This window comes from Streptomyces violaceusniger Tu 4113 (assembly GCF_000147815.2).
Taxonomy (GTDB): Bacteria; Actinomycetota; Actinomycetes; order Streptomycetales; family Streptomycetaceae; genus Streptomyces; species Streptomyces violaceusniger_A.
The window spans coordinates 5,869,745-5,892,778 of sequence record NC_015957.1; the positions used below are offsets into that span (position 1 = coordinate 5,869,745).

General features: G+C 72.3%; 20 protein-coding genes and 1 pseudogene. 4 read left to right on the forward strand and 17 right to left on the reverse strand.

The window, feature by feature from the left end; all coding sequences use genetic code 11:
- Nucleotides 1–40: 40 nt before the first annotated feature.
- The 7 genes from STRVI_RS24220 to speB all read right to left on the reverse strand — a co-directional run bounded on the left by STRVI_RS24220 (nucleotide 41) and on the right by speB (nucleotide 6,695).
- A complete protein-coding gene (locus STRVI_RS24220) occupies nucleotides 41–853 on the reverse strand; it encodes an SGNH/GDSL hydrolase family protein (RefSeq protein WP_014058262.1) in 813 nt (270 codons plus the stop codon).
- A 138-nt stretch (nucleotides 854–991) separates the two neighbouring features.
- Nucleotides 992–1,504 (reverse strand): GNAT family N-acetyltransferase, encoded by a 513-nt coding sequence (locus STRVI_RS24225; protein ID WP_014058263.1) that lies wholly within the window; start codon nucleotides 1,502–1,504, stop codon nucleotides 992–994.
- Between the two features lie 148 nt (nucleotides 1,505–1,652).
- Nucleotides 1,653–3,101 carry a gamma-aminobutyraldehyde dehydrogenase gene (locus STRVI_RS24230; protein WP_014058264.1) on the reverse strand — a complete coding sequence of 483 codons (1,449 nt, stop codon included), beginning with the start codon at nucleotides 3,099–3,101 and terminating at the stop codon, nucleotides 1,653–1,655.
- On the reverse strand, nucleotides 3,098–3,505 hold the full coding sequence (locus STRVI_RS24235; protein ID WP_014058265.1) for a YybH family protein: 408 nt from the start codon (nucleotides 3,503–3,505) through the stop codon (nucleotides 3,098–3,100). Before STRVI_RS24235 ends, STRVI_RS24230 begins: the two co-directional genes overlap by 4 nt.
- Nucleotides 3,506–3,531: 26 nt before the next feature.
- Entirely contained in the window at nucleotides 3,532–4,191 is a 660-nt protein-coding gene (locus tag STRVI_RS24240; protein ID WP_014058266.1) for a cyclase family protein, read from the reverse strand.
- Nucleotides 4,192–4,198: 7 nt separating this feature from the next.
- On the reverse strand, nucleotides 4,199–5,740 hold the full coding sequence (locus STRVI_RS24245; RefSeq protein ID WP_014058267.1) for a purine-cytosine permease family protein: 1,542 nt from the start codon (nucleotides 5,738–5,740) through the stop codon (nucleotides 4,199–4,201).
- Nucleotides 5,733–6,695: an agmatinase gene (gene speB, locus STRVI_RS24250; RefSeq protein WP_014058268.1), complete on the reverse strand. Its 963-nt coding sequence runs from the start codon at nucleotides 6,693–6,695 to the stop codon at nucleotides 5,733–5,735. The genes STRVI_RS24245 and speB overlap by 8 nt, the downstream gene beginning before the upstream one ends.
- A gap of 111 nt (nucleotides 6,696–6,806) precedes the next feature.
- Between speB and STRVI_RS24255 the strand changes: the two genes are divergently transcribed.
- Nucleotides 6,807–8,267, forward strand: coding sequence for a PucR family transcriptional regulator (locus STRVI_RS24255; protein ID WP_014058269.1), 1,461 nt, complete (start codon nucleotides 6,807–6,809; stop codon nucleotides 8,265–8,267).
- 50 nt (nucleotides 8,268–8,317) lie between these two features.
- Here the strand turns inward: STRVI_RS24255 and STRVI_RS24260 are convergent, their stop codons facing one another.
- The 3 genes and pseudogenes from STRVI_RS24260 to STRVI_RS24265 all read right to left on the reverse strand — a co-directional run bounded on the left by STRVI_RS24260 (nucleotide 8,318) and on the right by STRVI_RS24265 (nucleotide 11,721).
- Entirely contained in the window at nucleotides 8,318–9,124 is an 807-nt protein-coding gene (locus tag STRVI_RS24260) for a class I SAM-dependent methyltransferase (RefSeq protein ID WP_043239654.1), read from the reverse strand.
- A gap of 87 nt (nucleotides 9,125–9,211) precedes the next feature.
- Nucleotides 9,212–9,931 (reverse strand): annotated as a pseudogene (locus STRVI_RS48425) (RNA-guided endonuclease InsQ/TnpB family protein); the annotation flags it as partial.
- A 185-nt stretch (nucleotides 9,932–10,116) separates the two neighbouring features.
- Nucleotides 10,117–11,721, reverse strand: a complete 1,605-nt coding sequence (locus STRVI_RS24265; RefSeq protein WP_106685950.1) for a CocE/NonD family hydrolase — start codon at nucleotides 11,719–11,721, stop codon at nucleotides 10,117–10,119.
- A 200-nt stretch (nucleotides 11,722–11,921) separates the two neighbouring features.
- Here STRVI_RS24265 and STRVI_RS24270 point away from each other — a divergent pair, with 200 nt between their 5' ends.
- On the forward strand, nucleotides 11,922–12,644 hold the full coding sequence (locus STRVI_RS24270) for a TetR/AcrR family transcriptional regulator C-terminal domain-containing protein (protein WP_014058272.1): 723 nt from the start codon (nucleotides 11,922–11,924) through the stop codon (nucleotides 12,642–12,644).
- Between the two features lie 18 nt (nucleotides 12,645–12,662).
- Here the strand turns inward: STRVI_RS24270 and STRVI_RS24275 are convergent, their stop codons facing one another.
- The 3 genes from STRVI_RS24275 to STRVI_RS24285 all read right to left on the reverse strand — a co-directional run bounded on the left by STRVI_RS24275 (nucleotide 12,663) and on the right by STRVI_RS24285 (nucleotide 15,890).
- The gene (locus tag STRVI_RS24275) at nucleotides 12,663–13,121 is read right to left on the reverse strand and encodes an RrF2 family transcriptional regulator (protein ID WP_014058273.1); all 459 of its coding nucleotides are present in this window, start codon (nucleotides 13,119–13,121) and stop codon (nucleotides 12,663–12,665) included.
- 33 nt (nucleotides 13,122–13,154) lie between these two features.
- Complete coding sequence (locus STRVI_RS24280; protein ID WP_014058274.1) at nucleotides 13,155–14,351, reverse strand: acyl-CoA dehydrogenase family protein; 1,197 nt, start codon at nucleotides 14,349–14,351, stop codon at nucleotides 13,155–13,157.
- A 798-nt stretch (nucleotides 14,352–15,149) separates the two neighbouring features.
- Nucleotides 15,150–15,890, reverse strand: a complete 741-nt coding sequence (locus tag STRVI_RS24285; protein ID WP_014058275.1) for an SDR family NAD(P)-dependent oxidoreductase — start codon at nucleotides 15,888–15,890, stop codon at nucleotides 15,150–15,152.
- A 232-nt stretch (nucleotides 15,891–16,122) separates the two neighbouring features.
- On the opposite strand from STRVI_RS24285, the gene STRVI_RS24290 reads away from it, so the two are divergent.
- Nucleotides 16,123–16,938 (forward strand): SDR family oxidoreductase, encoded by an 816-nt coding sequence (locus STRVI_RS24290; RefSeq protein ID WP_043236474.1) that lies wholly within the window; start codon nucleotides 16,123–16,125, stop codon nucleotides 16,936–16,938.
- A gap of 66 nt (nucleotides 16,939–17,004) precedes the next feature.
- Complete coding sequence (locus STRVI_RS24295) at nucleotides 17,005–18,738, forward strand: IlvD/Edd family dehydratase (RefSeq protein ID WP_014058277.1); 1,734 nt, start codon at nucleotides 17,005–17,007, stop codon at nucleotides 18,736–18,738.
- A gap of 103 nt (nucleotides 18,739–18,841) precedes the next feature.
- Here STRVI_RS24295 and STRVI_RS24300 read toward each other — a convergent pair whose 3' ends face one another.
- The 4 genes from STRVI_RS24300 to STRVI_RS24315 form a co-directional block, all read right to left on the reverse strand.
- Nucleotides 18,842–19,852 (reverse strand): alpha/beta hydrolase, encoded by a 1,011-nt coding sequence (locus STRVI_RS24300; protein WP_014058278.1) that lies wholly within the window; start codon nucleotides 19,850–19,852, stop codon nucleotides 18,842–18,844.
- 134 nt (nucleotides 19,853–19,986) lie between these two features.
- A complete protein-coding gene (locus STRVI_RS24305) occupies nucleotides 19,987–20,721 on the reverse strand; it encodes a TIGR03943 family putative permease subunit (protein ID WP_014058279.1) in 735 nt (244 codons plus the stop codon).
- Nucleotides 20,718–21,731: a permease gene (locus STRVI_RS24310; RefSeq protein WP_014058280.1), complete on the reverse strand. Its 1,014-nt coding sequence runs from the start codon at nucleotides 21,729–21,731 to the stop codon at nucleotides 20,718–20,720. The genes STRVI_RS24305 and STRVI_RS24310 overlap by 4 nt, the downstream gene beginning before the upstream one ends.
- A gap of 146 nt (nucleotides 21,732–21,877) precedes the next feature.
- On the reverse strand, nucleotides 21,878–23,032 hold the full coding sequence (locus tag STRVI_RS24315; RefSeq protein ID WP_014058281.1) for a Gfo/Idh/MocA family protein: 1,155 nt from the start codon (nucleotides 23,030–23,032) through the stop codon (nucleotides 21,878–21,880).
- Nucleotides 23,033–23,034 lie beyond the last annotated feature (2 nt).

Genomic DNA, 23,034 nt, shown 5'->3' on the forward strand with positions numbered 1-23,034 from the left:
CGGCCCATGCCGCCCGTGCGGCTCATGCGGCTCATGCGGCTCATGCGGCCCATGCCGCCCGTGCGGCCGACCCGTAGCCATACGCCGTGGAACCGGCGGTGGCGGACGAGGGGGTGGCGGACGAGGGGGTGGCGGACGAGGGGGTGCCGATGCTGCCCGGCACCGACAGCAGTGCCCTCCACCAGACGTCGGCCATCTTGTCGTAGCCACCGGCGTTCGGGTGCACCCCGTCGGCCAGATCCGCGGGCGTCAATGCCCTATACATGTCAACCAGATGGACGCGCTTGCCCGCGTTGACCTTGCTCTGCACGATGCCCGGGATCGCCGCGTTGTAGGCCCGCACGGTCGAGTCCAGGAAGCCCAGCGGGGTGATGGTGGCGACGAAGAGTTCCGCGTTCGGCGTCTGGGCGGTGACGTGGTCGATCAGGCGGGACAGTCGGGCGGGCGCCCCGGCAGGGTCGCTGCCGTAGATGTCGTTGGTGCCGATGTGCAGCAGGATGGTGTGCGGGTTCTGGGCGCGCAGCCAGTTGACGACGTTGTCGTCGACCTGCTGGATCGTCCAGCCCGAGTGCCCCTCATGGTCGTGATCGCCCAGACCCGACGGGCCGTTGAAGAGCGAGCCGACGAGATCGACCTTGTAGCGGCCCGCCGTGAATTTCTGCCACAGGCCGACGCGGTAGCCGCCCGGAACGTTGAACCCGTCGGTGATCGAGTCGCCCAGCGGCATGACCTTCATCCCGCCGTTGGACTCGGCGCGGGCCGTACCGGCGCCGAGCGGGACGAGGACGGCGAAGACGGCGAGGAACACGAGTAACGGGATCAGGGCGGCGAGCGGATGTCTGGTGCGTGTCATGGGCTTTCCTTTCGGCGGTCCATGAGGTGCGGTCCATGAGTCATGGGAGCCATCGGAGCCATGGGAGCGCTCCCATATCGGTGTAGGGCACCACTCCCCCACCGTCAACCCCTCGCGTCCGCCCAGCCCTCGCGTCCGCTACGGCTGAAGGGCGATCCGCCGGTGGAAGCAGACCCGGTGCTGCCCGGGGCCGTCGTAGTCGCTGTGCACGGGAACGCCACCGACCTCCTGATCGCCCGGTTCGACGGTGAACCCCATGGCTCGGTGGAAGGCCACGGATCCGGTGTTCGCGGGCGAGGTGATGGCGCGCACCTCCCGGCGGCCCGCCTCGGCGGCGCGCTGGAAGAAGGCCGTGTAGAGCCTGCCGCCCACGCCCTGCCCGCGCAGTTGGGGGTCGACCCCGACGAAGTGGATGTACGCCTCGTCGTCGTTGTCCGCGGCGTGGAAGCCCACGAGGAACGCCTTGATCCCGTCCTCGTCCTCCAGCACCAGGCTGGTGCCGGAGAAGAACTGCAGAAACAGCCTGGGCACCAGCCGCGACAGCTCGCGCGCCTGCTCGGGGGTGCGTGAGTCGCCCCACCAGCTCCGCACGCACTGGACGATGGTCCCGTGGTCGGAGACATGGGCCCGGCGCAGTGTCATCTCGCTCATATCGCACCAGGCTAGTCGGGCAGGGCAGGCCCGGAGCGGCTGAACAAGGCTTCCGCGACGGCTCGTTCACAGACGAGCGGCCGCCTTCCCCTCAGCACCGCGCCGGATCGGTGCGGCGCGGTGCTGAGGGCCGGAAGAGCGGCGGACCTCAGAGGGCCGTCATGACGTGCTTGACGCGGGTGTAGTCCTCGAAGCCGTAGGCGGAGAGGTCCTTGCCGTAGCCGGACTTCTTGTAGCCGCCGTGCGGCATCTCGGCGGCGAGGATCATATGGGTGTTGATCCATACGCAGCCGAAGTCCAGGGCCTTGGACATCCGCATCGCGCGGGCGTGGTCCTTGGTCCACACCGACGAGGCGAGGGCGTACTCCACGCCGTTGGCGTACGCGACGGCCTGGGCCTCGTCGCGGAACGGCTGGACGGTGATGACCGGGCCGAAGACCTCGTTCTGGATGATCTCGTCGTCCTGCCTGAGCCCGGAGACCACGGTGGGCGCGTAGAAGAAGCCCTTGTCGCCGACCCGGTGGCCGCCCGTCTCAACGGTGGCGTGTGCGGGGAGCCGCTCGATGAAGCCGGAGACCTGGGCGAGTTGGCCCGCGTTGTTCAACGGCCCGTACAGCACCTCCTCGTCGTCGATGCCACCGCCCGTCCTGGTCGCGGCGGCGGCCTTGGCCAGCGCGCTCACGAAGGCGTCATGGACCGACTCGTGGACCAGGACCCGGGTGGCCGCGGTGCAGTCCTGTCCGGCGTTGAAGAATCCGGCGAGGGAGATGCCCTCCACGGCCTCCGCGATATCGGCGTCCTCGAAGACCACCGCCGGGGCCTTGCCGCCCAGTTCGAGATGGACCCGCTTGATGTCCTTCGAGGCCGACGCGGCGACCTGCATGCCCGCGCGCACCGAGCCGGTGATGGCCGCCATCGCCGGGGTGGGGTGCTCGACCATCAGCCGGCCGGTCTCGCGGTCGCCGCACACCACGTTGAAGATGCCGGCCGGAAGGCCCATCTCCTTGAGGATGTCGCCGATGATGCCCGCGAGCAGCACGGTGGAGGCGGGGGTGGTGTCCGACGGCTTGAGAACGACGGTGTTGCCCGCGGCGAGGGCCGGGGCGAACTTCCACACGCCCATCATCAGCGGGTAGTTCCACGGCGCGACCTGCGCGCACACCCCGATCGGCTCGCGCCGGATGATCGAGGTCAGGCCCTCCATGTACTCACCGGCCGAGCGGCCCTCCAGCAGCCGTGCGGCACCGGCGAAGAACCGGATCTGGTCGACGATCGGGGCGATCTCCTCGGTGAGGGTGAGGGCGCGCGGCTTACCGGTGTTGCGGCACTCCGCGTCCGCGATCTCCTCCGCCCGGGCCTCGACCGCGTCCGCGATCCTCAGCAGCAGCCTCTGCCGGGTGGACGGGGTGGCGTCGCGCCAGACGGGGAAGGCCGCCGCGGCGGCGGCCATCGCGGCGTCCACGTCGGCGGCGCCCGACCGGGGCGAGGACGCGTACACCTCGCCCGTGACGGGGTCGGTGACCTCCAGGCGGCGGCCGTCGGCCGCGTCGGTGTACGCGCCGTCGATGTGGTTGGGCAGGACGAGAAGCTCGCTCATCGTTCCGTCTCCATGATCGTGCCGGGTGCTGCGGAGAGATGTTCGTGTACGGCCAGCCAGTGGCCGTGGGTCTGACGGCGGAAGACGATGGTCTCGCGCTCGTGGGTGGTCTCCTCACCGGCCGTGGTGCTCACCGTGGTCTTCACCAGATGGGTGAACACCGCTGTGTCGCCGAGGAGTTGGACCAGCCGGTCGGTGGAGGCGCAGGTCAGGACGCGGAAGCCGTCCTCCGCGACCCAGCGGCCCCACAGCGCCCGGTACTCCGCGGTGGAGTTGAGCCGTTCGGAGGTGGTGTGGAAGACGAACGTGGCATCGGGCGCGAACGCCGCGAAGTAGTCGTCGAGGCGGCCTTCGCCGAACGCCGCCACCACGGCGTCGGCGGCCTGCAGAACCTCGTCGTTCATGGGGTGGTGCTCCTTGCGTGGGTGGTTCAGCCGACGCGGGCCACGGCCCGCACGGGGGCGCCGTCGGCCGCGGGGAGCCGCAGCGGCAGCAGGGAGACCTCGATGGGTTCTCCCGCCGTCTGCGCGTCGAGCAGGGGGTCGAGACCGGTGAGGTTCTCGGCGATGACGGCGTGGGCGCCGCACAGGATCCGGTGGGCGGGAAAGTCGTCGGCGGGGGTGGGGTCGACGCTCAGCGCGTCGATGCCGACGGTGCGGATCCCGGCGGCCACCAGGAGTTCGGCGGCCTCCCGGGTCAGATACGGATGGGCGAGGTAGTCGTCGCCGCCCCAGTGCCGCGACCAGCCGGTGGCCACGAGCACGATGTCTCCGGCCCGCGGGCGGCCCTCGGACAGGCACCCCTCGAACAGGGACGGTCCGAGCGGAGTCCGGGGCTCCGCGCCACGGGCGTCCACCACCACGGCCCGGCCCCAGAAGCGCTCCAGCGGCAGCTCATCCAGGGTGGGCAGCGTGTCGTCGATGTGGAACGGCGCGTCGACATGGGTGCCGGACTGCGACCCCATGTCCAGGTGCAGCACGTTCACCCCGTCGGCGGCGGCGCTCAGCGCCGGGGCGATGGCCACCCGCGGATCGCCGGGGTAGACCGGCATTCCCGTGGCTACGGGTACGGACAGGTCGATCAGGCGCACGGTGGCCTCATGCCCCTTCCGTCACCGCGGTCACGGGCGCGCCGGTCTCCGTGGTGATCGGCGGCACGGGCGCGTCCGAGGCGCGGACCAGCCGCGGCCCCTCGGGCCCGTACACCTCGCGCGGCTCAGGGAAGATCCACAGCAGTGTCAGGTAGAGGAGCGCGGCGGTGGCGAGACCGACCGGCAGCGAGATGTCCGCGCCGTCGGCCAGATCGCCGAGCGGGCCGACGTACTGCCCGGGGACGTTGACGAACATCAGGGCGAGCACCGCCGCGGTCAGCCATGCGCCCATGCCACGCCAGTTCCAGCCGTGGTGGAACCAGTAACGGCCGCCGCGCTGGCGCCGGTTGAACACCTGGAGCGAATCGGGGTCGTACCAGCCGCGCCGGGTCACATAGCCGAGCACCATGATGATCATCCATGGGGCGGTGCAGGTGATGATCAGGGTGGCGAAGGTGGAGATGGACTGGGACAGATTGGCGGCGAACCGGCCGAGGAAGATGAACCCGATCGAGAGCACCCCGACGAACAGCGTAGCCTGCACCCGGCTGAAGCGGGTGAACACGCTGGAGAAGTCCAGGCCGGTGCCGTAGAGCGAGGTGGTGCCGGTGGACAGGCCGCCGATGAGCGCGAGCAGGCACACCGGAAGGAAGTACCAGCCGGGCGAGATGGCCAGCAGTCCGCCGACGTAGTTCGGCGCGTCCGCGTCCATGTACGGTGCGGCCTTCTTGGCGATGATCGAGGCGGTGGCCAGGCCGAAGAAGAACGGCAGGATGGTGGCGATCTGCGAGGCGAACGCCGCCGTGACGACCTTCCGGCGGGGGGTGTCGGCGGGGATGTAGCGCGCCCAGTCGCCGAGGAAGGCCCCGAAGGACACCGGGTTGGACAGCACGATCAGCGCCGAGCCGATGAACGCGGGCCAGAATCCGGCCGTGGACACCGAGGCGAACGAGCCCTGGTAGCCGGGGTCGAAGTCCCCCACGAAGGCGAAGAATCCGAGGACGAACAGCGTCGAGGCCGCCACCACCGCGATCTTGTTGACGAAGAGCATGAACCGGAAGCCGTATACGCACACCGTCAGCACCAGCAGCCCGAAGATGCCGTACGCGAGGGCGAACACGCCGTCGTTCTGCTCCACGCCCATCAGCCGGTGGGCGCCGCCGACCAGGGCGTCTCCGGAGGACCACACCGAGATGGAGAAGAACGCGATGGCGGTGAGCAGCGACAGGAAGGAGCCGACGATCCGTCCGTGCACCCCCAGGTGTGCCGAGGAGGAGACCGCGTTGTTGGTGCCGTTGCGCGGGCCGAACACCGCGAGCGGGGCGAGGATCAGGGAGCCGCCCACCACGCCGAGCACGGTCGCCGCCAGGCCCTGCCAGAAGGAGAGCCCGAAGAGGATCGGAAAGGCGCCGAGCACACAGGTGGCGAAGGTGTTGGCGCCACCGAACGCGACGCGGAACAGGTCGAAGGGGGTCGCGCTGCGGTCCGCGTCGGGGATGCGCTCGACCCCGTAGCTCTCGACCTCGGTCAGTGCCGGGGAATCACTCATCCGTGGTCTCCCGCTTCCCCTGGAGTGCGAGCAGGCTGATCAGGTCGTAGGCGACGTGGGAGGCCGCGACCGAGGTGATCTCGGCGTGGTCGTAGGCGGGCGCCACCTCCACCACATCGGCGCCCACCAGTCGGCAGCCGGCCAGTCCGCGCAGGATCTCCAGGAGTTCGCGCGAGGTCAGGCCGCCCGCCTCCGGGGTGCCGGTGCCGGGGGCGTGGGCCGGGTCCAGGCAGTCGATGTCGATGGAGATGTACAGCGGCCGGTCACCGATGCGCTGGCGCAGTTGGTCGGCCACCTCGTCGGCGCCGCGCCGGTAGACATCGGCGGAGGTGACGATGCCGAAGCCCAGCTTCTCGTCCTCGGTGAGGTCCTGCTTGCCGTACAGCGGGCCGCGGGTGCCGACGTGCGAGAGGGCGGAGGTGTCGACGACGCCCTCCTCCACGGCCCGGCGGAACGGGGTGCCGTGGGTGTGCTCGGCGCCGAAGTAGGTGTCCCAGGTGTCCAGGTGCGCGTCGAAGTGGAGCACCGCGACCGGGCCGTGCCGCTGTGCGGCGGCGCGCAGCAGCGGGAGCGCGATGGTGTGGTCGCCGCCGATGGTGACCAGGCGGGTGCCGTCGGCCTGCAGGCCGTTCGCGGCGTCCTGGATGGTCTCGATGGCCTCGCCGATGTCGAAGGGGTTGACGGCGATGTCACCGGCGTCGGCCACCTGCTGGGTGGCGAACGGCGACACATCGAGGCCCGGGTGGTAGGGGCGCAGCAGCCGGCTGGCCTCGCGCACCGCGGCGGGCCCGAAGCGGGCACCGGGGCGGTAGGAGACACCGCCGTCGAACGGGACACCCACCACGGCCACGTCGGCGCCGGACACCTCGTCGAGGCGGGGCAGCCTGGCGAAGGTGGCCGGGCCTGCGAAGCGCGGGACCCGGGAGGAGTCGACGGGTCCTCGGGGTTCGGTCATGGTTCTCGCAGTCCCTTCTTCACGTGCGCCGGTGGGGTCCGGTCGGGCGAGTCTGCACAGCGGAGGAACCGCGCGACAATCGTTGCTGAGACAAAGAGTTAGGCTCAATTTGTGGTGAACAACAAAGAGCAGGGTGTGACGGTCGACGATCTGCTGTCGTATCCGGCCCTCCAGCTACGTCTGATCGCGGGTGGCGCCGGGCTGCACCGCTCGGTGTCCTGGGCGCATGTGAGCGAGTTGGACGACCCCACGCCGTGGCTGCTCGGCTCCGAAATGATCATGACGACGGGGATAGCGATGCCCCGCTCGGCGGCCGGACAGCGCGGCTATCTGGAGCGCCTCGACGACGCCGGGGTGGCCGCCCTGGCCGTCTCCGCCCAGTTGCGGATGCCCCCGCTGCGCCGGGCGTTCTTCGACGCCGCCGAGGAGCGGGGCATGCCGGTCCTGGAGATCCCGCTGGCCGTGCCGTTCATGGCGGTGGCGCAGGAAGTGGCCGCCGCCGTCCAGGAGGACGCCCGCCACCGGCTGGGCGCCCAGCTGCAGGTGTTCGGCGCGCTGCGCTGGCTGACCTCGGAGAATCTGGACACCGCGACGCTCTTCAGCCGGCTGGAGAAGCTGTCCGGTTACGACATCTACCTGTGCACACCCCAGGGCCGGCCGCTGCTGCCCGGTGTGCCCGCGCCCGACACCTCGGTGATTCCCGGCTCGGCGGACGCCCCGCCGACCATCCCCGGCGGCTTTGCCCTCCCGGTCCCCTCCCCCGGTGGCCCGGCGGGTTTCCTCATCGCCTTCGAACGGGAGGGCGCCCGCCCGGCGGGGCTCGCCGTGGTGCAGCACATCGCCACGGTGGCCGCCCTCCAGGTGGCCATGGTCCGCACCGAACGGGAGACGCTGCGCCGCGAGGGCGCGGAGATCCTCGCCGAGCTGCTGCAGGGCGCGCTCGAACCCGCGGTGGCGCGGCGCCATCTGCTGCGCCACTCCATCGAGGGCGAGACCGTGCTGGCGGTGGTCCGGGGCGTCACCGAGGACGCCGTGCTGCGGGCGTTGGAGGATCAGCCGTGTCTGCTGCTCAAGCGCGGCGAGGACCGCTATCTGCTCGGCTCACCGGGCCTGGGTGACGCGGTCGAGTCGCTGTCCGGCGTGGCCGCCGGGATGAGCCGCCCGTTCAGCCCGGGCACGCCGCTGCGGATCGCCCAGCGCGAGGCGCTGTGGGCGGCCTCCCACGCCGTCGCGTCCGGCCGGGCCCTCGTACGGTACGGCGACGATGTCACCGGCCGCTGGCTGCCCGACGACCCGGCAGCCCTCACCGACCTGGTCGAGCATGTGCTGGGCGAGGCGCAGCGCTACGACGCGGGGCATGGTTCACGGCTGCTGCCATCGGTGCGCACCTGGATGGAGCGCGACCGCCGTACGGACGAGGCGGCCGCGGCGCTCCATGTGCACCCCAATACCCTCGCCTACCGGCTGCGCCGCTTCAGCGAGCTGACCGGCCGCGATCTGTCCAGCACCGGCGCGTTCGCCGAGGTCTGGCTGGCGATCCGGGCCGCGGGACAGCTCGGCCTGCTCGACTGAGCACCCCCATCCGCTCAGTGGGGGCTGAGCACCCCGGCCCTGCCGCCCGCTCAGTGGGGGCGCCGGCCCCAGCAGGTGATGAGCGGGGCGGTGGTGACGTCCATCGCCTCGCCGCGCAGATGGTCCAGATGGCGCTCGATCTCCTCCTCGGTGGCCAGCTCGCCCGCCACCAGCCGCCCGCGTAGCTGGCGCACGGTGGCCGCCTCCAGCTCCCGGCATGCCGGGGAGGTCAGCGGGAAGCAGCCCTCGGCGCGGACGTCGTGCAGCCCGGCGCCGCGCAGCAGGGCGGGCAGGGTGCGGCCGAAGGCTAGGTCCACACCGCGCTCGGCGAGCAGCGCGCGGAATCCGCGGCGGATCCGGTTGGCCAGCTCCTCGGCCGGGCCACGCTCATCGGGACAGGCCAGGGGCTGGAGCGCCGGGTCGGCGTCCTCCACCACCAGCCATCCGCCCGGCCGCACCGCCTCGGCCATCCGTCGCAGCGCCTCGGCCCGGTCGGGCAGATGCACCAGCACCAGCCGGGCGTGGACGAGGTCGAAGCCGCCGCCCGGTGGCTCATCGCGGGCCACGTCATGGCGCCGCACCTCGATCGGAGCGGCGGCCGGGCCGGACAGCTCCGTCAGCCAGGAGGTGTCGATGTCGGTCACCAGCACCTGTCCGGTGGGCCCGGCCCGCTCCGCGAGGGCGGTGGGCACCGAGGGGCCGCCCGCTCCCACTTCCCAGCAGCGCCAACCGGCGGCCGGGCCGAGGTGGTCGAGGTGGTCGAGGGTCCACGGGTCGAAGAGCTCGGCCAGCGCGTCGAAGCGCCGCCCGGCCTCGCGTTGCCGGTTGTCCAGCAGATAGCCGGTCTCGGATGTCATGCGTCCCATCCTCCCGCGCCGGCCGCCGTCAGCGTATCCAGGGCGGTGACGGCGACATGGAGCTGGGTGCGCTGCACACCGGACTCCAGGTCGCGGCCGAGGAGCCGTTCGATGGTGTGCAGCAGGGGCCTTGCCGATGTTGCGGATCTTGAGGTCTTCGTACGCGATGAAGTCGTGCTCACGGAACAGGCTGAGGGCGGTCTTGTGCGCGTGGCCGAGGCTCTGGCGCCGGATCTTGCCGTGCAGCTCGGCGACCTTCTCCACGGCACGCTGGTGGTTGGCCGTCCGATCGTGAGCCTTGCGGCGCGGGTACCGTGACAGCGCCCGTTGAGCGGCTTCGAGCTTCTCGGCGGCCTTCCGCCCGTAGCGCGGCCTGGCGACGAAGGAGCCGCCCGAGTCGGCGAGGAAGTTGGCGATCCCCAGATCGATGCCGACCACCGAGCCGGTCGGCGCAAGCCGCTCGGGCTGGGCCCGCTCGGCGGTCAGCACGACGAACCACTTACCGCCCTCGCGCTTGACAGACACGGTCTTGACGTTGCCGACAACTGCCCGGTGCTGGTGCACCTTGACGTGCCCGACGCACTGAAATCGGACGCGGGTAACGGGGGCGTGCGGGGTGGAGTCCCAGCGGCAGCCGTCGCCGTCCCTGGGAAATTCCACCGTGTCGAACCAGTTGACCCCGCGAAAGCGCGGGTAGCGGGACGTGACCCGCCGGAAGAACGCCGCGAACGCTTCGTCGAGACGACGCAGCGTCGCCTACTGCGAGGAGAAGGACCAGCGCCCCTGACGCTCCGGGTCGCATGCCCGCCGACAAGGCCCTCGGCTATGTGGTGGACGACCCGGCCCGGCCACGGTAGGAGGCCCGCTGTGGCGGGGCTCCTGACCGCGGCCGGGTGGCCGGTGCCGGATGGCCGGTGCCGGGCGGATACCCGGCACCGGGCGGAGAGGTGCACCGGCGGCTGGCGCGCCCCCCGCGCGCGCCAGTCACCGGCTCACCGCTCGATGCGGACCACCGGGAGGTCCAGCACCGAGGCCCCGTGCACGGTGATGCGCACGGGCGTGAGGGTGGTCGCGTCGAGCGCCGGCTCGCCACTTCCGGTGTTGCGGGCGTAACGGGGGTGGGCGCCGCCGCTGATCTGCAGCCGGACCCGGTGGCCGGGCAGGAAGCGGTGGGCGGTGGAGCTCATCGGCACGGTGACCTCCACGGGCTGCCCCGGCCCGGTCGGCAACCGCACCAGCCCGTCGCACACATTGACCGAACGGCCCTGTTCGTCGACGTCGCACAGGCGGGCGAAGACATCGGCGTACCCGGTGTCGGTGGAGATCCGCAGCCGCGCCGCGACCGGGCCGAGGACGTCCATGGGCTCGTCCATCGGCTCGCCGGTGAACGTCAGCACATCGGGGCGCTTCTCGAGATCGCCGTTGTCACGGCTCCCGGAGGTGGGCGAGAGCAGCGGCCCGCCGATGGACGGGGTGGGGTCGGCCGGGTCGTAGCGGAAGGAGGCCAGTGACGCGGACGTCTCGGGCGGCCGCCGGGTGAGCCGCCCGCCCTCCACGGGGTACCACGGGGCGGTGTCGGGGGACGGCGGCCAGTCGTCGAGGTCCCGCCAGTGCCCCTGGCCGCCGATGTGCACCCGTACCCGGGCCGGGCGCAGCCCCGAGGGGTCGCCGCACAGATGGGCGCGCAGCCAGGCGAGGCTTTCCGCGAAGACCTCCGGCCAGCCCCGCTGGAGCGCGGAGGTGTGGGTCCACGGTCCGATGAGCAGGGAGGTGTCGCAGCCGGACCGGCGCAGCCTGCCGTACTGCTCGAAGGTCTGGTCCACCAGCGCGTCCTGCCAGCCGCTGATCAGGCAGGTCGGGATGTGCAGGCCGTCGGCGGCACCACCGGTGGACGCGCCCTTCCAGAACGGGTCACCGGCGTCCGGATGGGACATCACGCCGTCCAGCCAGGGCAGTTCACCCCCGAGGCCACGCACATACGATCCGCGCAGCGGCAGCGCCCGGGTGATGTGCTTCAGATGGCGCCGGAGGCGCAGCGTGGCCCGTACGAAGGGGCCGAACCCCCGGTGCTGGGCGGTCATGCCGGAGCCGACGAGCAGGGAGTTCTCCAGTTGGAGCGCGCCGCCGCGGTGGAACAGGGCATGGGGGTCGTGCAGCCCGACCTGCACCACCATCGCCCGCAGCTCCGGCGGCGGGTCCAGGGCGAGCGCCCACTGCACATAGCCGAGATAGCTGGGGCCGATGGTGCCCAGCGCGCCGTTGAACCAGGGCTGGTCCCGCAGCCACGCCACGGTGGCCCGGCCGTCGGCCGCCTCGTTGCGCCACAGGTCGAACGCGCCGCCCGAGCCACCGGTGCCGCGGCAGCTCTGCAGGACGACGTGGAAGCCCTGTTCGGCGAAGAGCATTCCGTACATGGGCGACCAGGGCACTCCCCTGCCGTAGGGGGAACGCACCAGCAGGGTGGGGAAGTCGCCCTCGGCGCGGGGGAAGTAGTGGTCCGCGCGGAGGGTGCTGCCGTCGGCGGCCGGCATCTCGAGGTCCGGCTCCCGTCCGGCCTCGTACCGCTTGGCCGGAAGGCCGCGCCAGGTCGCCCTCATCATCCGCGCCGCGAGCGGCGGCCTGCCCGAAGGCGCGACCCAGGCGGCCGCGGCCACTCCGTCGGTGGTCCCGGACCCACCATCACGCGTAGGTGACGTCATCCCGCGTTCCCCTCTCCGCATTCCCGTACTACGTACGAGAATAGTAGGTGCTTGGATGGATTCCGCAAGTCGCCATGGCGGGAAGGAGCGATCAGGTCGTGGTTCGCGGTGACGGATCCGGCGCCGGAGGCGTCGACCCCCAGCAGCTTTGGCAGAGCCCCCAGCAGCCCCGCAAGGGGCGTAAACCCGCCTTCAGCCGTGAGGCGATCACCGCCGCAGCCGTCGCCCTGGCGGACGCCGAGGGAACCGACGCGGTCACGATGAGGCGGGTGGCGTCGCAGGTCGGCGCCGGGGTCATGTCGCTCTACAGCTACGCTCCCGACAAGGAGACGCTGCTGCGACTGATGGTCGACCAGGTCAACGGCGAGCTGTCACCACCGGCCCCGCTGACCGGCGACTGGCGCGCCGATCTGAAGGCCATCGCCCACGCCCAGCGCGCCCTGATGCTGCGCCACCCATGGCTCCCCGCCGCGCTGTTCAACCGCCGCTGGTCCCTCGGACCCAACACCCTGGCCTTCGTGGAACACGCGCTCGCCGCCCTGCGGCCCACCGCGCTGGACGGCGGTGCGAAGCTGGAGGTGTTCAGCCTGATCACGGGGTTCGTCGCCGGACTCGTCGCCGATGAGATCGCTCAGGCCGCGCTCGCCGACTCACCCGACCGGGCCGCCGCCGATGCCCGGTACCTCGCCTCGGTGGCCGCCGACGGACACCACCCGGAGCTCGCCGAGGCGCTCTCCGCCCCCACCCGCCCGCTCACCCCCGACGCCACGTTCGCCCGTCTGCTGGACCGCATGGTCGACGGCCTGGACGCCGGGTCGTAACGCGGCGGCGGGAGGCCGCTAGGGATTGGTCCACGCCTCGGGGTCCTCGGCGAGGCCCAGGACATCGCCGGGCAGCCGGGCCGCGGCCACCTCCGCGAGGGTCACCTCGCCGAGGATCTTGCGCACATTGGCCCGCACCGCGATCCACAGCGGCAGCAGCGACTCCGCCGGTCCGCAGTACGACAGCTCGGGCGGGCGTACTCCGCGCACCGACACCAGGGGTCCGTCGACCACCCGGATCACCTCGGCGATGCTGATGGTGTCCGCCGGGCGGGCCAGCCGGTAGCCGCCATTGCCCCCGCGCTGGCTGGCCACCAGCCCGCCCCGGCGCAGATCGCCCAGAATCCCTTCGAGGAACTTGTGCGGGATGCCCTGCGCACCGGCGATCACCTCGGCCTTTACGGAGGTGTCCGCCCCCGCCGCGGCCAGTTCCAACGCCGCCCGCACCGCATAGTCCGCCTTCGCCGAGATCCGCATACCGTGATTATCCGCCACCGGCGCGGCGGGCCGTCAGAAGGGCAGGGTGAACGGGGGGTGCTCACCGTTGAGGAAGTAGTCCCCGACCTCGTGGAGCCGGTGGGCGACGGGGTCATAGAGGGTATGGGTGCGCGCGTTGCGCCAGAAGCGGTCGAATCCGTAGGCGGAGGAGGCGGAGCGCGCGCCGACGACGTCCAGGGCGCGGGCGGTGGCGTCGTGGGCGGCCCGGGAGGCGGCGGCCTCGGCCGCCGCGGCGAGCACGGTGATCTCGGCGCATTCGTCGTCGGTCAGGTCCTCGCCCCGCGTCAGCCCGCTGTCCAGGGCCTCCAGCGCCTGATCGGCGAGGGCGGCGGCGGAGAGCGTGGCGACGGTGAGCTCCCCGTAAGTGGTCAGCGCGTACGGATCGCGCGGGGAGGTGTGCGGCCAGGGCGCGTGCACGGCCCTGGTGTACTCGCGGGCCTCGGCGAGCACTCCCTGCGCGATCCCGAGACAGATCTGCGCCGAGACCAGACGCCCGGTCGGCGCGGCCAGACCGCTGAAGGGCGACGGGGTGTCCTCGTCCCAGGAGAGCGGGCCGAGCACCGCACCGTCCTCAACCGGCGCCGCGTCGAACTCCACGCTTCCGCCGGCCGCCAGCCGCTGCCCGAAGGTGTCCCCGTCGTCGCCGCCGCACACCACACCGGGATCGGCGGTGTCGACGAGCACGGCCAGTGGCTCGCCGGTGTCGGCGTGGGTGGCGCGGACGGCCAGCCGGTCGGCGACCAGGACGCCGGTGGCGTACCCCTGGCGTCCGTTCACCACCCGGCCGTCCCTCCCGGAGGTGAGCGTCAGCCGTGGCTCGCGGGCGGTCAGCCCGCCGCCCCAGCACCACTGCCCCGCCGCCGACTCCCGCTCCAGCCGGGCGGCCAGATCGGCCCCGCCGAAGAAGCGGGCACTGAAGGACAGCAGGTAGTGGCAGCCGAGCACCTGGCCGATCGCGCCATCGGCCGCGGCGATCTTCCGCACCACGGCGCAGGCCGTGGACCAGCCCGCTCCCCCGCCCCCATGCTCGACGGGGATCAGCAGCGCCAACAGCCCCGCCTCGCGCAACCGGGCGACCTCGTCGTACGGCGTCTTGCCGGCCTGGTCGCGGATGACCGCGTCCGTGGCGAGGTCGTCCGCCGCCTCGCCGGCGATCTGCAGCCACCACGCGCGGTCGGGCGCCTCGGCCACCGCATCCACCACCGTCACGCCCGCTCCCCTCCATCCGGCCGGACTTCATCATTCCCTATTTTTCCAGTAGGGAAAATAGGGAAGTTGGCCGCGGATGCCCACTGACCGATGTGCGGCATATGCCAGTGCTACGTTTGTCCGAGAATGCACTATTCCATGAGGTGAGGTCCGGGGATGGAGGAGCGGCGCGAAACAGACGCGGTGGGGCGCTCCCACTCATGGGGCGATGAACGGCTTTCCCTGCTCTCGACGGTGGGCGCCGCGCTCAACGACCGTGAGGCACTGCAGCACGCCCTGGACCAGGCGGTCTCCGAGCTGGGCGGACTCGCGGGGCTGATGCACTGGTCCTGCGGCCCGGCCGGCAGCCGTACGCTGCGCCTGGTCCTGGCCAGCGGGCTGCCGCTGCCCGCCCTCGGGGGCTGGGAGGAGATCCGCCAGGACGAGGCCCCGCTCGCCCCCGCCCGGGCCGTGCGGGACGGCTGCTTCGTCTGGCTGCCGGCGGCCATAGGCGAGACCGTCGGACCCGGCCAGACCCTCGGACCCGGCCAGACCCTCGGACCCGGCGAGACCCTCGGGCCCGGGGCGACCGGCCGCGCCTCCTCCGGGGCCCTGCCGACGGCGACCACGGTGGCATCCGTTCCGCTGACCGGGCCGGACGGGCCGGTGGGCGCGCTGTCCGTCCTCACCGGCCCGCGGGAGCCGACCCCGGAACAGGCCGCCTTCCTCGAGGCGGTGGGGCGCTGGGCGGAGCAAGTGCATCTGGACGGAACAGCCCATCGCCTGCGGCGGCGCGGTCCAGGAATGCGGCACCCTTCGTCAGCCGATGGCGAGTTCACCGCCCCGGGCCTCCAGGACGGCGCCGGTGATGTAGCTCGCCCGCGAGGAGACCAGGAACAGAACGGCTTCGGCGATTTCCTCGGGCGCCGCGGGCCGGTCCAGGACCGTGGCCCGCGCCACGGTCCGGAGGGCCTCCTCCCCCATCTCGGAGGTGCCCGGCGTACGGACCGGGCCCGACCGGACGGCGTTGACCCGTACTCCCCGGCCGCCGAACTCATCGGCCCACACCCGGGTCAGCAGCTCCAGCGCGGCCTTCGAGGCGCCGTACGCCCCGGCGTTGCGGGCGGGGGCGCCGGCGGCGATGGTGCTGAGGTTGACGATGGCCCCGTGGCCCCGAGCGGCCATACCCGGTGCGATCCGCCCGACCAGCAGAAGCGGTGCGCGGGCGTTGATGGCCATATGGACGTCGAACATCTCGGACGAGGTCCCGGCGGTGTCCGCGAACCGGTAGACGCCGGCGTTGTTGACCAGGACGTCCACCTCCCCCGCCTCGGCGGCCAGCCGCCGCACATCGTCGGCCTCGGCGAGATCCGCCGCCACGAACCGGGCCGTGGCCCCCGCCGCGGACACCTCCTGGACCACTTCCGCACCCCGCCGCGCGTCCCGGCCGTGCACGACGACCTCGGCCCCCATCGCCGCCAGGCCCAGCGCCACGGCGCGGCCGATCCCCGCCGTGGCGCCCGTGACCAGGGCCGTGGCTCCGGACAGCTCACCACTCATGCGGACACTCCTCACCGTGTGCCGGACACCGATCCACCCCGCACGCACCGGATGATTACCGCACCCGCCCACCCCGGGCCGGACGGCACGCCGTCCCTGAGGCTGAACGGGCGCGGCGGCCCGGTGACAGCACGTCATATCGGCTGATCCGCCCGATGCCGGACGACGACGGCCCCGGCTCAGCGGCTGACACGATCTTCCGCGTGGCGCTGGTCTTTGCTGTACTGCGGGGGTGCGGGAAACATCGTCAACCAGCCATGTCGCCCTGGTGACGGGGGCGAACCAGGGAATCGGCGCGGCGACGGCACGAGCGCTGGCGGCCCGCGGCGCCGCGGTGCTCTGCACCTGTCTGCGCCCCCGCGGCCCCGGTGAGGGGGACGCCCCCGATCCGTACCACGCCGCGCGGTCCATCGACGGCGAAGAGGTCGCGGCGGAGATCCGCCGGGCCGGAGGACGGGCCGAGGCATACGAAGCGGACCTCAGCGACCCCGCTGTTCCGGGGCGGCTCTTCGACCTCGCCGAGGACCGACTGGGCCCGGTCGACATCCTGGTCAACAACGCCTCGGGATGGATCCAGGACACCTTCACCTCCGATCCGGCCGACCGGTTCGACCGGCCGCTGCGCCCCGTCACCGCACAGACCTGGTCCCGGCAGTTCGCGGTGGACGCGATGGCGCCGGCGCTGCTGATCGGTGAGCTGGCCCGCCGCCACCGGGCACGCGGTGCCGACTGGGGGCGGATCGTGGGCCTGACGTCGGGAGGGGAGCTCGGTTTCCCCGGCGAGGTGTCCTACGGGGCGGCGAAAGCCGCGCAGACCGACTACACCCTCTCGGCGGCCGCGGAGCTGGCCGCCCTCGGCATCACGGCCAATGTGGTGCAGCCGCCCGTGACCGACACCGGGTGGGTTACGAACGAGGTCCGGCGGTTCGTCGCCTCGAGCACCACCCACTTCCATGTCGCCGATCCGGACGAGGTCGCGAAGACCATCGTCTTCCTCGCCTCGGACGAGGCCGCACTCATCACCGGAAACGTCATCACCCTTCGCTGAGAAGGCGCTTCGCCGAGACCGCCCTTCGTCCAGACGCCATCACCGTTCGCCAGAAGGAGTGCAGAAGTGACTGACACGGGAACACACGGTCGGCGGCGCAGCGCGGCCTGGTTCGGCGCGGAGGGCCGGTCCGGCATGGTCTATCGGTCCTGGATGCGCAACCAGGGCTATTCCGGGGAGGTGTTCGACGGCCGTCCGGTGATCGGCATCGCCACGACGTGGTCGGAGCTGGCGCCCTGCAACAGCCATCTGCAGCGGGTGGCGGAGTCGGTGAAGCGCGGGGTCTGGCAGGCCGGTGGCTTTCCGCTGGAGTTCCCGGCGATGGCGCTGGGCGAGACGCTGATGCGGCCCACCGCGATGCTGTACCGCAATCTGCTGGCCATGGAGGCCGAGGAGCTGATACGGGCCAATCCGCTGGACGGTGTGGTGCTGCTGTCCGGCTGCGACAAGACCACCCCCGGTCTGCTGATGGCCGCCTCCAGCGTCGATCTGCCGGCCATCATGGTCACCGGCGGACCGATGCTCAACGGCAAGTACCGGGGCGGGGATGTGGGCTCGGGCACGCAGGTGTGGCGGTTCGAGGCCGAGCTCGCGGCCGGGCGGATGACCGAGGAGGAGTGTTTCTTCGCCGAGGGCTGCATGGCCCGGTCCAACGGGCACTGCATGACCATGGGCACCGCGTCCACCATGGCGTCGATGGCCGAGGCGCTCGGCATGCAACTGCCCTATTCGGCGAGCTGGCCGGCGGTGGACTCGCGGCGGTACGAGACGGCGCAGCGCGCCGGGCAGCGGATCGTGGCCATGGTGGAGGAGGATCTGCGGCCGTCGCAGATCATGACCCGGGCGGCGTTCGAGAACGCGATACGGGTCAACGCGGCCATCGGCGGCTCCACCAACGCGGTGATCCATCTGCTGGCCATCGCGGGGCGGCTGGGGGTGCCGCTGAGTCTCGACGACTTCGACGCGCTGGCCCGGGAGGTGCCCACACTGGTCGATCTGCAGCCCTCCGGACGGTTCCTGATGGAGGACTTCTGCTACGCCGGGGGCCTGCCGGCGGTGATGCGCGAGCTGGGCGCGCTGCTGCACACCGGTGCGGCCACGGTGAACGGGCGCACGGTGGCGGAGAACGTCGCCGACGCCGAGTGCTGGAACCGTCAGGTGATCCGGACACTGGACGATCCGTTCCAGGAAGCGGGCACCGGTACCGCGGTGCTGCGCGGCAATCTCGCACCCGACGGCGCGGTGATCAAACAGTCCGCCGCATCGCGCCACCTGCTCCGGCACCGCGGCCGGGCCCTGGTGTTCGACACACCGGAGGACTACATCGCCGTTCACGCCGATGAGGACCTGCCGGTGGACGAGAACACCGTGCTGGTGATCCGGGGCAGCGGCCCTCGTGGCTACCCGGGCATGCCCGAGGTCTCCAATGTGGTGCTGCCGCCCAAGTTGCTGCGCAAGGGCGTCGAGGACATGGTGCGGATCTGTGACGGCCGGATGTCCGGCACCGGCTTCGGCACCGTAGTGCTCCATGTGGCCCCCGAGTCCGCCGTCGGCGGCCCGCTGGCGCTGGTGCGCGACGACGACTGGATCACCCTGGACGTCCCGGCCCGTGCGCTCACCCTGGAGGTGGGCGAAGCGGAGCTGGAGCGCCGGCGGGCCGCCTGGCAGCCCCCGCCGCCGGTCGCCGCCCGGGGCTGGAGCAGGCTCTACACCGAGCATGTGCTCCAGGCGGACCAGGGGCTGGACCTGGACTTCCTGGTCGGCTCCAGCGGACACGAGGTGCCCCACGAGTCCCACTGACCCTCTCGCGCGGCCACCGCCGCCGGCGGTCGGATCGTTCCCGCGGCGGCCTTCCCGCGGCGGGCGTGCGCGGGCCGTACGTACGGCCCGCGCACGGGCGCCGTCAGCGGGCCAGGAGCCTGCGCAGCCACCGCCGCCGCGCCTCCCGTGCGTCCCGCGAGACGGCGGCCTGCGGTGCCATGCCGCCGAAGCCGTGGAAGGCCCCTGACCAGACGTGCAGTTCGGCCGATCCCCCGGCCCGCCAGATGCGGCCGGCGTAGTCCACGTCCTCGTCGCGGAAGGTCTCCGCCGAGCCGACGTCGATGAACGCGGGCGGCAGTCCGGACAGATCCGTGGCACGGGCGGGTGCGGCATACGGCGAGACGTCGTCGCCCCCGCGTGCGTCGCCGAGCAGCGCGGTCCATCCGGCCTCGTTGGCGGCGCGGTCCCACACCCCGATCCCCGTCATCTGCCGGGCGGACGGTGTGTCGTTGCGGTCGTCGAGCATGGGACACATCAGCAACTGCCCGAACAGGGCCGGGCCGCCGCGGTCCCGGGCCAGCAGTGTGACGGCCGCGCCGAGGCCGCCACCGGCGCTGCCGCCCACGACCACGATGCGCCCCGGGTCGATGCCCAGCTCTTCGGCGTGTTCGGCGGTCCAGCGCAGCCCGGCGTAGCAGTCCTCGACCGGCCCCGGATGCCGGGTCCCCGGCGCCAGGCGGTATTCGACGGACACCACGGCGAGCCGCAGTTCCTGGGCGAGGTCGAGCAACTCCGGCATACCCAGACGGTTGTGGCCGACCGTCATGCCGCCGCCGTGGATGTGATACAGCGCCGGTGTGGGAGTGGCCGCGTCCGCCAACCGGCAGATCAGCAGCGAGACCTCCGGCGCGTCCGCCGGGCCGGGGACGGACCGCTCCTCGACCAGGAAGGCTCCGTCGCGCTCCAGGTCCTCGTTCGTCAGCGTCTCCATACCGGGCACGCCCTGACCGTCCCCCGCCTCCGGATCCGCCCCGGACCCGCCGGGCCGCAGTATCTCGCCGATTGCCGCGAGTGGCGCGATGAGCTCCGGGTCGAACGGCGGCGGTGGCCCGAGCGGCGCCGTGGCCGCCGGATCGGGGGAGGTGTTCGCCATGGTCGGCTCCCAGGGTCGTGGTGACGTGCATCCCCCGTCGCCGACCGCCCACCGCTCGAAGAGCAGCCGCCGCGCGGACGATCTTAGCGGCCGGGTGGCGGGACGGCGGCCGGTTCGACGGAGCCACCGGGCGGTCAGCCGTTCCAGCTCTCGTCGTACGGATCGTGCGGGGCCGGGACCGGCCGGGAGCTGCTGACCTCGAGGTACGGGATGGTTCCACCGCCCACGGGGTCCTTGGTCCGCTTACGGGTGTAGGTGCCGATGACCTGGAGCCAGGTGTCGGGTTGCAGCACCGGGGGGATCCGTCCGGTCAGCCCGATCTTCACGGGCTGGGCGTCGGCGGCGCAGCAGTTGAGGGCCATGCGGACGAGGTAGGGGGCGCCGTGGCCGTCGAGGGCGATGAAGCCGGTGACCTCGACCCTCCGATGTTCCAGGGAGTGCCCGTGGTCGTACACCGCGCGGCCCGCGTAATCGGCCACGTTGAGCGGCAGCGGGTCACCGTCGGGGAGCGCGGGGAAGCCCCAGGGGCGTTGCAGCGCCGTGCCGGTGTGCATGGCGGTGTACGAGCCCAGCGCGGGCGGCGCCACCAGGATGAGGGCGAACAGCGGGAGCACGAGGAGCCAGGAGACCCGTGGTTCCCGGTGGGCGTGGCCGCCGTCGCCCTCCTCCGCGTGCGGGTCGCCATCGGCCGTGCGCGGCCGCTCGTACCAGAGGGTGGCCACGGCGGCCGCGATCAGGACGACACCGGCCGCGAGGAGCAACGGGCGCAGCCCCGCCTTCACATAGCGCAGATACAGGCCGGTGAAACCGGCCCGCAGCACCGCCCCGCCGATGAGGAACAGCACGATCGCCTGAGCCTTCCGGTTCACAGCAGCACCGCCCCGACCAGGACCGACATCAGCACGGCGAGGACGAAGGTGGCGGGCGCGAACCGCAGCGCGAACCCGCGGCCGAAGGTTCCGGTCTGCATGGCGAACAGCTTCAGGTCGATCATCGGCCCGACGACGAGGAACGCCAGCCGGGCGGTGAGCGAGAACTGCGACAGGGACGCGGCCACGAAGGCGTCGGCCTCGGAGCAGATCGACAGCAGCACCGCGAGGACCGCCAGGGCGAGGATCGACACCACCGGGTCATCGGCCGCGCCGCGCAGCCAGCTCGCCGGAACCACGGCCTTGAGGGTGGCCGCGGCCATCGCGCCGACGACGAGGAAGCCACCGGCGTGCATCACATCGTGGCGTACGGACGCCCAGAACGCGGCGCCCCTGCCGTGGCCGTGGAAGGACGGGCGGGCCGGTGGGCGCAGCCAGTCGGCCCGCCCCAGCCGCTGCCACAGCCAGCCCATCGCACACGCCACGAGCAGACTGGCCACGAACCGGGCGAGCACCATCTCCGGGTCGCGGGGGAACGCGACGGCGGTGGCGGTCAGCACGATCGGGTTGATCGCCGGGGCGGACAGCAGAAACGCCAGCGCCGCCGCGGGGGTGACGCCCCGGCGCACCAGCGCCCCGGCCACCGGCACCGAGGCGCATTCACAGCCGGGCAGCACCGCCCCGGCCACCCCCGCCACCGGCACCGCGAGGGCGGGCCGCCGCGGCAGCGCGCGGGCGAAGAACGACGGCGGGACGAACACCGCGATGAGCGCCGACAGCACCACCCCGAGCACGAGGAAGGGCAGGGCCTGGAGGACCACCGCGACGAACACGGTCATCCAGCTCTGCGTCACCGGAGCCGACAGCGCCCGGCGGATCGGCCCCTGCACCGTGACCACCACGACCAGCAGCATGATCAGACCGAGGGACGAATCGAACCGCCCGCCCCGCGGATCGCCCGCGTCGCGGCGGCCGGCCCGGGTCGGGGCCGCTTTGGTCGTGGTGCTCACGGGTGAGGTACCTCCGGCGTCGAGGGTGCGTGCGCGGTTCCCCGCCCCCTCCAGTACGCCGGTTCGGCCCCGAGTGCTCACCGCGGCCACCCACGATCCGGAAGTCCTGTGCCCACCACGATCCGGATGTCCTTGAGCCGCTCCGCTCAGCCGGGGCTCACCCAGGTGCCCCGCTCGGCGGAGCGGGCCATGGCGTCCAGCACGGTGGCGCTGTGCACGGCGTCGTCCAGGGTGGCGCCGTAGGCGGTGCCCTCGGCGATGGAGCGCACGAAGTGGTACGCCTCGATCACCTTCAGATCGTCATAGCCCATGCTGTTGGCCGCGCCGGGCTGGAAGGCGGCGTACTCGCCGTGTCCGGGGCCGATGTACACGGTGGAGACGGGCTGGTCCTGGTAGGCGGTGCCGTGGCTGACGCCGAGTTCGCCCATGCGCCGGAAGTCCCAGAAGAGCGCGCCCTTGGTGCCGTGGATCTCGAAGCCGTAGGTGTTCTGCTCGCCGACCGAGACCCGGCACGCCTCCAGCACCCCGCGGGCGCCGGAGGCGAAGCGCAGCAGGCAGGAGACGTAGTCCTCGTTCTCCACCGGGCCCAGCTCGCCGCCGGTGGACCGGGTGTGGCCGGCGGTGGCGCCGGTGGGGCGGGCCCGCTCGGGCACGAAAACGGCGGTGTCGGCGGTCAGGGCGTCGATCTCGCCGAGCAGGAAACGGGCCAGGTCCACCCCGTGTGAGGCGAGGTCGCCCAGCACTCCGCTGCCGCCCCGCGCGCGTTCGTACCGCCAGGTCAGAGCGGACTCGGGGTGGGCGGCGTAGTCACTGAAGAGGCGGACGCGGGCATGGGTGACGGTGCCGATCTCACCCGCGGCGATCATGGCGCGTGCGGTCTGGACGGCGGGCGCGTTGCGGTAGTTGAAGCCGACCGCGCCCTGGACCCCGGCCTCGGCCACGGCGGCGGCGACCGCGCGGGCGTCGTCGGCGGTGAGCCCGACCGGCTTCTCGATCCAGATGTGCTTGCCCGCCCGGGCCATGGCGATGCCGATCTCGCGGTGCAGAAAGTTCGGCGCGGCGATGCTCACCGCCTGGACGCGGGGGTCGGCGGCGACCTCCTGCCAGTCCCGGACGGCGGTGGCGAAGCCGTACCGCCCGGCGGCCTCCTCGGCCCGTCCGGGCACCTCGTCGGCGACAGCGACCAGTTCGGGCCGTACGGACTGCTGCGGGAAGTGGTGCGGCAGCCGGACGTACGCCTGGGTGTGCACCCGTCCCATCCAGCCGAATCCCACGACGGCGACCCCGAGCGTACTCACCATGA

Coding starts and splice junctions, on each gene's coding strand:
- STRVI_RS24220 (WP_014058262.1), bottom strand. CDS start 853: ATGACACGCACCAGACATCCGCTCGCCGCCCTGATCCCGTTACTCGTG.
- STRVI_RS24225 (WP_014058263.1), bottom strand. CDS start 1,504: ATGAGCGAGATGACACTGCGCCGGGCCCATGTCTCCGACCACGGGACC.
- STRVI_RS24230 (WP_014058264.1), bottom strand. CDS start 3,101: ATGAGCGAGCTTCTCGTCCTGCCCAACCACATCGACGGCGCGTACACC.
- STRVI_RS24235 (WP_014058265.1), bottom strand. CDS start 3,505: ATGAACGACGAGGTTCTGCAGGCCGCCGACGCCGTGGTGGCGGCGTTC.
- STRVI_RS24245 (WP_014058267.1), bottom strand. CDS start 5,740: ATGAGTGATTCCCCGGCACTGACCGAGGTCGAGAGCTACGGGGTCGAG.
- speB (WP_014058268.1), bottom strand. CDS start 6,695: ATGACCGAACCCCGAGGACCCGTCGACTCCTCCCGGGTCCCGCGCTTC.
- STRVI_RS24260 (WP_043239654.1), bottom strand. CDS start 9,124: ATGACATCCGAGACCGGCTATCTGCTGGACAACCGGCAACGCGAGGCC.
- STRVI_RS24265 (WP_106685950.1), bottom strand. CDS start 11,721: ATGAGGGCGACCTGGCGCGGCCTTCCGGCCAAGCGGTACGAGGCCGGA.
- STRVI_RS24275 (WP_014058273.1), bottom strand. CDS start 13,121: ATGCGGATCTCGGCGAAGGCGGACTATGCGGTGCGGGCGGCGTTGGAA.
- STRVI_RS24285 (WP_014058275.1), bottom strand. CDS start 15,890: ATGAGTGGTGAGCTGTCCGGAGCCACGGCCCTGGTCACGGGCGCCACG.
- STRVI_RS24300 (WP_014058278.1), bottom strand. CDS start 19,852: ATGGCGAACACCTCCCCCGATCCGGCGGCCACGGCGCCGCTCGGGCCA.
- STRVI_RS24315 (WP_014058281.1), bottom strand. CDS start 23,032: ATGGTGAGTACGCTCGGGGTCGCCGTCGTGGGATTCGGCTGGATGGGA.